The 10,531-nt window shown below is 75.2% G+C and carries 10 protein-coding genes; all 10 read left to right on the forward strand.

The features are described from left to right. The first annotated feature begins 3 nt into the window (after nucleotides 1-3). The 10 genes from argC to tyrS are packed head-to-tail and all read left to right on the forward strand — an operon-like array spanning nucleotide 4 to nucleotide 9,970. Entirely contained in the window at nucleotides 4-1,086 is a 1,083-nt protein-coding gene (gene argC / locus H7K62_RS18595) for an N-acetyl-gamma-glutamyl-phosphate reductase (RefSeq protein ID WP_186721377.1), read from the forward strand. Beyond that, entirely contained in the window at nucleotides 1,083-1,484 is a 402-nt protein-coding gene (locus tag H7K62_RS24265; protein ID WP_186721379.1) for an ACT domain-containing protein, read from the forward strand. Before argC ends, H7K62_RS24265 begins: the two co-directional genes overlap by 4 nt. Then, on the forward strand, nucleotides 1,481-2,671 hold the full coding sequence (gene argJ / locus H7K62_RS18605) for a bifunctional glutamate N-acetyltransferase/amino-acid acetyltransferase ArgJ (protein WP_186721382.1): 1,191 nt from the start codon (nucleotides 1,481-1,483) through the stop codon (nucleotides 2,669-2,671). Before H7K62_RS24265 ends, argJ begins: the two co-directional genes overlap by 4 nt. Continuing rightward, a complete protein-coding gene (gene argB, locus H7K62_RS18610) occupies nucleotides 2,668-3,573 on the forward strand; it encodes an acetylglutamate kinase (protein ID WP_186721384.1) in 906 nt (301 codons plus the stop codon). Before argJ ends, argB begins: the two co-directional genes overlap by 4 nt. Continuing rightward, a complete protein-coding gene (locus H7K62_RS18615; protein ID WP_186721386.1) occupies nucleotides 3,570-4,937 on the forward strand; it encodes an acetylornithine transaminase in 1,368 nt (455 codons plus the stop codon). Before argB ends, H7K62_RS18615 begins: the two co-directional genes overlap by 4 nt. Further along, entirely contained in the window at nucleotides 4,934-5,914 is a 981-nt protein-coding gene (gene argF / locus H7K62_RS18620) for an ornithine carbamoyltransferase (protein WP_186721388.1), read from the forward strand. The genes H7K62_RS18615 and argF overlap by 4 nt, the downstream gene beginning before the upstream one ends. Further along, a complete protein-coding gene (locus H7K62_RS18625; RefSeq protein WP_186721390.1) occupies nucleotides 5,911-6,504 on the forward strand; it encodes an arginine repressor in 594 nt (197 codons plus the stop codon). Before argF ends, H7K62_RS18625 begins: the two co-directional genes overlap by 4 nt. After that, a complete protein-coding gene (argH, locus tag H7K62_RS18630) occupies nucleotides 6,501-7,934 on the forward strand; it encodes an argininosuccinate lyase (protein WP_370591849.1) in 1,434 nt (477 codons plus the stop codon). The genes H7K62_RS18625 and argH overlap by 4 nt, the downstream gene beginning before the upstream one ends. Nucleotides 7,935-7,982: 48 nt before the next feature. Further along, the gene (locus tag H7K62_RS18635) at nucleotides 7,983-8,693 is read left to right on the forward strand and encodes a DNA-3-methyladenine glycosylase (protein ID WP_186721438.1); all 711 of its coding nucleotides are present in this window, start codon (nucleotides 7,983-7,985) and stop codon (nucleotides 8,691-8,693) included. Further along, the gene (gene tyrS, locus H7K62_RS18640) at nucleotides 8,690-9,970 is read left to right on the forward strand and encodes a tyrosine--tRNA ligase (RefSeq protein WP_186721392.1); all 1,281 of its coding nucleotides are present in this window, start codon (nucleotides 8,690-8,692) and stop codon (nucleotides 9,968-9,970) included. The genes H7K62_RS18635 and tyrS overlap by 4 nt, the downstream gene beginning before the upstream one ends. Nucleotides 9,971-10,531: the final 561 nt, after the last annotated feature.

Raw genomic sequence — 10,531 nt, forward strand, 5'->3', positions numbered from 1 at the left:
CGCATGTATGGTTCCACTGTGATCAGGCTGGCTGTGGCGGGGGCGAGCGGGTACGCCGGGGGTGAGGCGCTGCGCCTCCTGCTCGGGCACCCCGAGGTGGAGGTCGGGGCGGTGACGGCCGCCTCCAGCGCGGGCGCCCGCCTGGGGGACCTCCACCCGCACCTGCTGCCCCTGGCCGACCGCGTGCTGGAGCACACCACCGCCGAGCTGCTCGCCGAGCACGACGCGGTGGTCCTCGCCCTGCCGCACGGCGCCTCCGCGGCGCTCGCCGCCCAGCTGCCCGCAGGCCTGCTGGTGCTCGACTGCGGCGCCGACCACCGCCTGGTGGACCCGGTCGCGTGGAAGACCTTCTACGGCACCGACCACGCCGGCACGTGGCCGTACGGCATGCCCGAGCTCCTCACCGGGCCCCTGACCACCTCGACGACGACGGGGTCGCCCAAGCAGCGCGACGCCCTCGTCGGCGCCCGCCGCGTGGCCGTGCCCGGCTGCTACCCCACCGGCATCTCGCTGGCGCTCGCGCCCGGCTTCGCCGCGGGCCTGCTCGAGCCGGCCGACGTCGTCGTCGTCGCCGCGTCGGGGACGTCGGGAGCCGGCAAGGGCCTCAAGGCGAACCTGCTCGGCAGCGAGGTCATGGGCTCCATGAGCCCCTACGGCGTGGGCGGCGTGCACCGCCACACCCCCGAGGTCGAGCAGAACCTGTCCGGCGCCGCCGGCGAGCCCGTCACGGTGAGCTTCACGCCCACGCTGGCGCCGATGCCGCGCGGCATCCTCGCCACCTGCACCGCCCGCGTCCGTCCGGGCGTGACCGTCGCCCAGCTGCGCGACGCCTGGCACGCGGCCTACGCCGACGAGCCGTTCGTCCACCTGCTGCCCGAGGGCGCCTGGCCGCGCACCGCCGACGTCCTCGGCTCCAACGCCGTCTCGATGGGCCTGGCCCTGGACGAGCGCGTCGGCCGCGTCGTCGTCGTCGCGGCCGAGGACAACCTCACCAAGGGCACCGCCGGCGCCGCCGTGCAGTGCCTCAACCTCGCGTTCGGCCTGCCCGAGACGCTCGGCCTGCCGACCACCGGGCTGGCCCCGTGAGCGCCGGCCTGCTGCTGCACGAGCACCCCGGCGCGGTCTCGGTGGTGCGCCTGCCCGCTGACGCGCCCGATCCCACGTGGGCGCGCGGGGAGCCGCTGGTGTGCGTGGCGCGCAGCGCCGAGGAGCTCAGCGTGGTCTGCCCCGCGCTCGCCGTCCCCGAGGTCCTGCCCGGACCGGTGCAGGGGCCGTACGCCGCCTTCGAGGTGGCGGGTCCCCTCGACTCAGCCCTGACCGGCGTGCTCGCCGGTCTGCTCCGCCCGCTCGCCGATGGAGGCATCAGCGTGTTCGCCCTCTCCACCTTCGACACCGACTGGGTCCTCGTGCCCACCGGCAGCACGGCCCCGGCCACCGCGGCCTGGCGCGCCGCCGGCCACGCGGTGGAGGTGCTGGCGGTATGAGCACCACGACCAGCAGCACCGGGGTCACCGCCCCGCTGGGGTTCCGCGCCGCGGGCACCACCGCCGGGCTCAAGGCCAGCGGGAAGCCCGACCTGGCCCTCGTCGTCAACGACGGTCCCCGCCACGACGCCGCGGTGGTCCTCACCAGCAACCGCGTGCAGGCCGCGCCCGTGAAGTGGACCCGCCAGGCCCTGTCCGACGGGCGCTGCGACGCGGTGGTCCTCAACTCCGGTGGCGCCAACGCCTGCACGGGAGCGCCAGGCTTCGTCGACACGCACGCGACCGCCGAGGCCGTCGCCACGGCCCTCGGCGTGGGGGCCGCCGACGTCGCCGTCTGCTCCACCGGCCTCATCGGCGAGCGCCTGCCGATGGACAGGCTCCTCGCCGGCGTCACCGCCGCGGCGGCCGCTCTGGACGGCTCCGGCGCGCAGGGCGGCGCCGACGCGGCCACCGCGATCATGACCACGGACACGGTGTCCAAGCAGGCCGTGGCGCACGCGCCGTCAGGTGCGGCCTGGACCGTCGGCGGCATGGCCAAGGGCGCGGGCATGCTCGCCCCGGGCCTGGCGACGATGCTCGTGGTGCTCACCACCGACGCGGTGGCCGAGCCGGCCGTGCTCGACGCCGCCCTGCGCGCCGCCACCCGGGTCACCTTCGACCGGGTCGACTCCGACGGCTGCATGTCCACCAACGACACCGTGCTGCTGATGGCCTCCGGCGCCTCCGGCGTCGAGGCGGCCGCCGAGGAGCTGCAGCAGGCGGTCACCGCCGTCTGCGCCGACCTGGCCCGCCAGCTGGTCGCCGACGCCGAGGGCGCCAGCCACGACATCGCCGTGGAGGTGGTCGGCGCGGCCACCGAGGACGACGCCGTCACCGTCGCCCGGGCCGTGACCCGCTCCAACCTCTTCAAGGCCGCGGTCTTCGGCAACGACCCCAACTGGGGCCGTGTGCTCGCCGCCGTCGGCACCACCGACGCCGCCTTCGACCCGGACGCCCTCGACGTCTCCTTCAACGGCGTCCAGGTCTGCCGCGCCGGCGGCGTGGGCGACCCCCGCGAGGGCGTCGACCTGACGCCCCGCGAGGTGCGCATCGTCGTCGACCTGCACGCCGGGCCCGCCACGGCCACGGTGTGGACCAACGACCTCACGCACGACTACGTGCACGAGAACAGCGCGTACTCCTCATGAGCACCCCGAGCACGACCGCTCCCGGCGCCCGCCTCGGCACCGCCGTCGAGAAGGCCGCTGTCCTCGTCGAGGCGCTGCCGTACCTGGAGCAGTTCCACGGCTCCCTGGTGGTGGTCAAGTACGGCGGCAACGCCATGGTCGACGACGAGCTCACCCGCGCCTTCGCCGCCGACGTCAACTTCCTGCGCCTGGCCGGGCTGCGCCCCGTCGTCGTCCACGGCGGCGGCCCGCAGATCTCCCGCATGCTGACGCGGCTGGGCATCGACAGCGAGTTCCGCGGCGGCCTGCGCGTCACCACCCCCGAGGTCATGGAGGTGGTGCGCATGGTGCTCACCGGCTCGGTCGGCCGCGAGCTGGTGGGGCTGCTCAACGCCTCGGGCCCGCACGCCGTCGGGCTGAGCGGGGAGGACGCCGGGCTGTTCACCGCCCGCCGCCGCCACGCCGTGGTGGACGGGGAGCCCGTGGACGTCGGGCTGGTCGGCGACGTCGTCGCGGTGGACCCGCGCGCCGTCCAGGACCTCCTCGACGCCGGCCGCATCCCCGTGGTCGCCACCGTGGCCCCCGAGGAGGACGGCGACGGCGTGCTCAACGTCAACGCCGACACCGCCGCCGCGGCGCTCGCGGTGGCGCTGGGGGCCCGCAAGCTCGTGGTCCTCACCGACGTCGAGGGGCTCTACTCCGACTGGCCGGACAGGTCCTCCCTCATCTCCGAGATCGGCGCCGCCGACCTCGAGCAGCTGCTGCCGACCCTGGAGTCCGGGATGGTGCCCAAGATGGAGGCCTGCCTGCGGGCGGTGCGCGGCGGGGTCTCCGCCGCGCACGTCGTGGACGGTCGCGTGCCGCACACCCTGCTGGTGGAGGTCTTCACCGACTCCGGCGTCGGGACGATGGTGCTGCCGTGACCGCCCAGGAGCTCTCAGCGGACCTGCCCCCCGCCCTCGCCCACCCCGACGGCGGCTCCGCCGCCTGGCTGGAGCGCCACGGCCGCGCCGTCATGGGCACCTACGGCACGCCGCTGCGCACGCTGGTGCGCGGTGAGGGCGCGCAGGTGTGGGACGCCGACGGCCGCCGCTACGTCGACCTGCTCGCCGGCATCGCCACGTCGGTGCTGGGGCACGCCCACCCGCTGCTCACCGCCGCGGTGACCAGCCAGATGGCCACCCTCGGCCACGTCTCCAACTTCTTCGCCACGCCCGCGCAGGTGGCCCTGGCCGAGCAGCTGCTCGCCATCACCCGCGCCGAGCCGGGCGGCCGGGTCTTCTTCGCCAACTCCGGCGCGGAGGCCAACGAGGCGGCCTTCAAGATCGCACGCCGCACCGGTCGCCCGCGGATCGTCGCGGCGCGCGGCGCCTTCCACGGCCGCACCATGGGCGCGCTGGCCATGACGTGGAACCCCAGCTACCGCGAGCCCTTCGCGCCGCTGCCGGGCGGGGTCGAGCACGTCCCCTTCGGTGACGTCGACGCCCTCGCCGCCGCTCTGGCGCAGGTCGACGACGACGGCGCGGACCGCGGCCAGGTGGCCGCGGTGGTCCTCGAGCCCGTGCAGGGGGAGGGCGGCGTGCTGCCCGCTCCCGACGGCTACCTCGCGGCCGCGCGCCGCCTCGCCACCGAGGCCGGCGCGCTGCTCGTGCTCGACGAGGTGCAGACCGGCATCGCGCGCACCGGCGCCTGGTTCGCCCACCAGCTGCCGGGGATCGGCCTGGACGCAGGGACGCTGCCCGACGTCGTGACGCTCGCCAAGGCCCTCGGCGGGGGAGTGCCCGTCGGCGCGGCGGTCGCCGTGACCGACAGGGCCGGGGGCCTGCTGGGCGCCGGCCAGCACGGCACCACCTACGGCGGGAACCCGCTGGCCACGGCCGCCGGCCTCGCCGTCCTCCACGTGGTGGAGCGCGACGGCCTCGCCGAGCGCGCCCGCTCGATCGGCGAGCAGCTCCAGTCCGCCGTCGACGCCCTCGTCGCCCTGCCGACCGACCAGCGCCCCCCGCTGCTGGCCGGCCTGCGCGGCGTCGGCGCGCTGCAGGCCCTCGTGCTCGACGCCCCGGCGTCCAAGGACGTGGCGGCGGCGGCGCTGGAGGCGGGCTTCATCGTCAACGCCGTTGCCCCGGACGCCGTCCGGGTCGCCCCGCCGCTCGTCCTCACCGACGCCCAGCTGGCGGAGTTCACCGACGCCCTGCCCGGGATCCTGCAGCGCGCCCACGCCACCCGCGCGGCCGCCGCCGCGAGCCAGGCACCCACCCCGCCCGCCCCGACCGGGAGCCCCGAATGACCAGCCAGTTCCCCCAGCACTTCCTGCGCGACGACGACCTCACCCACGCCCAGCAGGCCGACGTGCTGCGCCTGGCCATCGAGCTGAAGGCCGCCCGCGGCCTCGCCGACCCGGTGGCGCGCCACCCGCGCCGGCCGCTCGACGGCCCGAGGACCGCCGCGCTGCTGTTCGACAAGCCGTCCACCCGCACCCGCCTGTCCTTCTCGGTCGGTGTGGCCGAGCTCGGCGGGTTCCCGCTCGTCATCGACGCCTCCACCAGCCAGCTGGGCCGCGGGGAGCCGGTGGCCGACACCGCCCGCGTGCTGTCCCGGCAGGTCGCGCTCATCACCTGGCGCACCTTCGCGCAGGCGGACCTCGAGGCCATGGCCGCCGCCAGCTCCGTGCCCGTGGTGAACGCCCTCACCGACCTGCTGCACCCGTGCCAGATCCTCGCGGACCTGCAGACGGTCGCCGAGCACCGCCCCGGCGGCGTCGACGGCCTGCCGGGCACGGTCTTCGCCTACGTCGGTGACGGCAACAACAACATGGCCAACTCCTACCTGCTGGGCGGGGCGGTGGCCGGCATGCACGTGGTGGTCGGCACGCCCGAGACCCACCTGCCCGACCCGGGGGTCCTGGAGGACGCGCGTCGTGCGGCGCAGGCCACCGGCGGGTCCGTGACCGTCGTCCACGACGCCGCGCAGGCGGTGGCCGGCGCCGACGTCGTCGCCACCGACACCTGGGTGTCGATGGGCCAGGAGTCCGAGGCCGCCTCCCGCGAGACCCCGTTCGTGCCCTTCTCGGTCACGCCGCACCTCATGGCCGGTGCGAAGCCCGGTGCCGGGGTGCTGCACTGCCTGCCCGCCTACCGCGGCAAGGAGGTCGACGCCTCCTACCTCGACGGTCCTGGCAGCTGGGTGTGGGACGAGGCGGAGAACCGCCTCCACGCGCAGAAGGCGCTGCTGGTGGCGCTCCTCGAGGCGCGCGAGACGGCGTGACGGGCGGCCCTCCCGCGACGCCGACGACGCCGACGACGCCGACGGCCCGCCGGGCGCGCATCGCCGCGCTCGTCGGCACCCGGCCGGTGCGCTCCCAGACCGAGCTGGCCGAGCTCCTCGCCGCCGACGGCGTCGTCGTCACCCAGGCCACGCTGTCGCGCGACCTGGTGGAGCTCGGCGCCGTGAAGGTGCGCTCGGCCACCCTGGGGGGAGCCCTGGTCTACGGGGTTCCCGCGGAGGGGGGAGACCGCACGCCGCGTCCGGCCGTCCCCGAGGCCGGGCGCTCCGCGCGCCTGGCCCGGCTGTGCGAGGAGCTGCTCGTCACCGCCGAGGCCTCGGCCAACCTCGTCGTCGTCAGAACACCGCCGGGCGCCGCCCAGTTCCTGGCGTCCGCGGTCGACCACGCCGCCCTGCCCGAGGTGATGGGCTGCATCGCCGGTGACGACACCGTGCTGCTCGTCGCCCGCGACCCCGCCGGCGGCCCCGCGCTCGCGGCCCGCATGATCGCCCTGGCCGACGGCCGCACCGAGCCGCCAGCCACCAGCACCAGCACCAGCACCAGCACCAGCACCAGCGAGGAGACCCCGTGAGCCAGACCGACCCCACCTCCGCCGGGACCACCGTCCACGGCGCCCTGTGGGGCGGCCGGTTCGCCAGCGGCCCGTCGGCGGCGCTCGCGGCGCTGTCGAAGAGCACCCAGTTCGACTGGCGCCTGGCCCCCCACGACGTCCGCGCCTCGATGGCCCACGCCCGCGTGCTCCACAGCGCCGGCCTGCTCACCGACGAGCAGCTGGCCCGCATGCTGGAGGTGCTGCAGGGGATCCACGACGACGTCGTCTCCGGCGCCCTGCAGCCCGCCGACGACGACGAGGACGTGCACGGCGCGCTCGAGCGCGTGCTCCTGGAGCGCGCCGGCGCTGACCTGGGCGGCCGGCTGCGGGCGGGCCGCTCCCGCAACGACCAGATCGCCACCCTGCTGCGGATGCACCTGCGCACCGAGGCCGGGGCGATCCGCGCGCAGCTGCTGGAGCTCGTGGAGGTGCTCGCCGCCACCGCGCAGGCGCACCCCACCGCGGCCATGCCGGGCCGCACCCACCTCCAGCACGCCCAGCCCGTGCTGCTGGCGCACCACCTGCTCGCCCACGCGTGGGCGCTGCTGCGCGACGTCGAGAGGTTCCGCGACTGGGACGCCCGCGCGGCGCTGTCGCCCTACGGCTCCGGCGCGCTCGCGGGCTCCTCCCTGGGCCTCGACCCCGAGGCCGTGGCCGCCGAGCTGGGCTTCGCCGGGTCGGTGCCCAACAGCATCGACGGCACCGCCAGCCGCGACGTGGCGGCGGAGTTCGCCTTCGTGGCCGCGATGGTCGGCGTCGACCTCTCCCGCCTGGCGGAGGAGGTGGTGCTGTGGGCCACCAAGGAGTTCGGCTTCGTGGCGCTCGACGACGCCTTCTCGACGGGGTCGAGCATCATGCCGCAGAAGAAGAACCCCGACATCGCCGAGCTCGCGCGCGGCAAGGCGGGGCGCCTCATCGGTGACCTGACGGGCCTGCTGGCCACGCTCAAGGCCCTCCCGCTCGCGTACAACCGCGACCTGCAGGAGGACAAGGAGCCCGTCTTCGACGCCGCCGACACGCTGCTCCTGCTGCTGCCGGCCTTCACGGGCATGGTCGCCACGCTGCGCTTCGACACCGCGCGCCTGGCCGAGCTCGCCCCGCAGGGCTTCTCGCTGGCCACCGACGTCGCCGACCACCTCGTCCGCCTGGGCGTGCCGTTCCGCGACGCCCACGAGGCCGCCGGCGCCGCCGTGCGCCGCTGCGAGGAGCTGGGGTGCGAGCTCGACGAGCTGCCCGACGCCGACCTCGCCGCGATCCACGCGAAGCTGGGGGAGGACCCGGCCGGCGTCCGCGCCGTCCTGACGGTGGAGGGCTCCATCGCCTCCCGCGACGCCCGCGGCGGCACCGCGCCGGCCCGCGTGGCCGAGCAGCTCGCCGAGCTCCGCGCCGCCGCCACCGCCCTCTCCTGACCCCCTCCCCGTGATCATGGACTTCCCGAGCACCCTCCGACCGTGATCATGGACTTTCGAAGCACGCCCCCGGTGTCGCGCGCCTTCTTCGGCAGGCCGGTGCTGGAGGTGGCGCGCGACCTCCTCGGCCGCGTCGTCGTCCACAGCCCGACGGGGGAGGACGACGACGCAGTGGCCGTCCGCCTCACCGAGGTCGAGGCCTACGCCGGCCCGGGGGACCCCGGCTCGCACGCCGCGCGCGGCCGCACGCCCCGCACGGCGGTGATGTTCGGCCCGCCCGGCCACGCGTACGTCTACTTCAGCTACGGCATGCACTGGTGCGCCAACCTCGTCTGCGGGCCGGAGGGCACCGCCAGCGCCGTGCTGCTGCGCGCGGGGGAGGTGGTGGGCGGTCTGGACCTGGCGCGCTCGCGCCGCCCCGCCGCCCGCAGGGACGTCGACCTCGCCCGCGGCCCGGCCCGGCTGGCGTCGGCGCTCGGCCTCGACAAGGCGCAGGACGGCGCGGACCTGTGCGCCCCCACCTCCGCGCTGCGGGTGCTCGACGGGCCCGCGTCGTCGTCGTCGCCCGAGGTGCTGACGGGCCCGAGGGTCGGCGTCTCGGGGGAGGGCGGGGACGGCGGGCGCTACCCCTGGCGCCTCTGGCTGGCGGGGGAGCCCACCGTGTCGGCTTACCGCGTGGCGGCGCCGCGCCGTCGTCGGGCAGGCTCTCCCACGACCTCGACGACGACGAGGCCGACCGACGAGGAGAGCGCGCTGTGACTGGCAAGGCCGGATCCGGGATCATCGACGAGCTGCGCTGGCGGGGCGTGCTGGCGCAGAGCACCGACGAGGACGCGCTGCGCGCCGCCCTCGACGCCGGCCCGGTGACCTTCTACGTGGGCTTCGACCCGACGGCGCCGAGCCTGCACATGGGCAACCTCGTGCAGCTCGTCACGGCCCGGCGACTGCAGGACGCCGGCCACGTGCCGCTGATCCTCGTGGGCGGGTCGACCGGCCTGGTGGGCGACCCGCGCATGAGCGGCGAGCGGGTGCTCAACGACCCGGAGGTCGTGGCCTCCTGGGTCCAGCGCATCGCGGAGCAGGTGCGCCCCTTCGTCTCCTTCGAGGGACCGAACGCGGCACGGCTGGTCAACAACCTCGACTGGACGGCGCCCCTGAGCGCCATCGAGTTCCTGCGGGACGTCGGCAAGCACTTCCGGGTGGGACGGATGCTGGCCAAGGAGGCCGTCTCGGCGCGGATGGCCTCCGACGAGGGCATCAGCTTCACCGAGTTCAGCTACCAGATCCTGCAGGGGATGGACTACCTCGAGCTGTTCCGCCGGTACGGGTGCGTGCTGCAGACCGGCGGGTCGGACCAGTGGGGGAACATCACCAGCGGCGTCGACCTCGTCCACCGGGTGGAAGGCGTCTCCGTGCACGCGCTCTCCACGGCGCTCATCACCAAGCCGGACGGCACCAAGTTCGGCAAGACCGAGTCCGGCACCGTGTGGCTGAGCCCGGAGATGACCAGCCCCTACGCCTTCTACCAGTTCTGGCTGGCGGCCGAGGACGCCGCCGTGGACTGGTACCTGCGCGTGTTCACGCAGCGCACGCGCGAGGAGCTGGCCGCGCTCGCGGAGGAGACCGCGGCGCGACCGCAGGCGAGGGCGGCGCAGCGGGTGCTGGCGCAGGACGTCACCACGCTCGTGCACGGGGCCGCGGCGACGGCGCGCGTGGAGGCTGCCAGCGCGGCGCTCTTCGGCCAGGGGGACCTCACGGCGCTGGACGTCGACACGCTCGGGTCGGCGCTGGCGGAGCTGCCCACCGCGCGGGTGCCGGTGGGGGAGCCGCTGCTGGTGCCCCGGCTGCTGGCGGAGGCGGGCGTGGTGCCGAGCGCCTCGGCGGGACGGCGGGCTGTGGCCGAGGGCGGGGCGTACGTGAACAACGAGCGCTGGAGCGACGCGGACGCGCCGGTCGACGCCTCGGCGCTCCTGCACGGGCGCTGGCTGGTGCTGCGCCGCGGCAAGCGCACGCTGGCCGCGGTGGACGTCTCCTGAGCCGAGCACCGGTGGTCACGCGGCGTCACCGGACGGTGGTCCTGCCCGGTGACGCCGGCGTCTCAGCCGTGTGAACCCCGTGTGACCTGCGCAGGTGCGGGGCCTGGCGCCCGGGTGGCGCACCGCTGACGCGCGGAGGACACCCCGGGTTTGACGCTCACCGGAGCGTCACGTAATGTTCTTCTTGTTCGCCCGCCGGGCGGGCCGGCCCGAGAGGGTAGGCCCCGGGGGTCGGACCACCTCGACAGACACCGGTCGGAAACGGCCGGGGGATTGTTGCGGGTAGGATGGAGACATCCCGAACGAACGGCCGGAAGGCCCGGACTCGGTGTGTGTTCGTTTCTTGAGAACTCAACAGCGTGCCGAATGTCGATGCCAACTTTTGTTGGCTCGAGTTGGATGTCAGATGACGTCTTTTTCGTGCCAGATCGTTTTCTTTGGTCTTGATCGGTTTCGGTCTTGATCGGGTGTTGGCCTGCCTGTGCTTTTGGGTGTGGGTGGGTTTATCACATCAACGGAGAGTTTGATCCTGGCTCAGGACGAACGCTGGCGGCGTGCTTA

The organism is Quadrisphaera sp. RL12-1S (genome assembly GCF_014270065.1).
Taxonomy (GTDB): Bacteria; Actinomycetota; Actinomycetes; order Actinomycetales; family Quadrisphaeraceae; genus Quadrisphaera.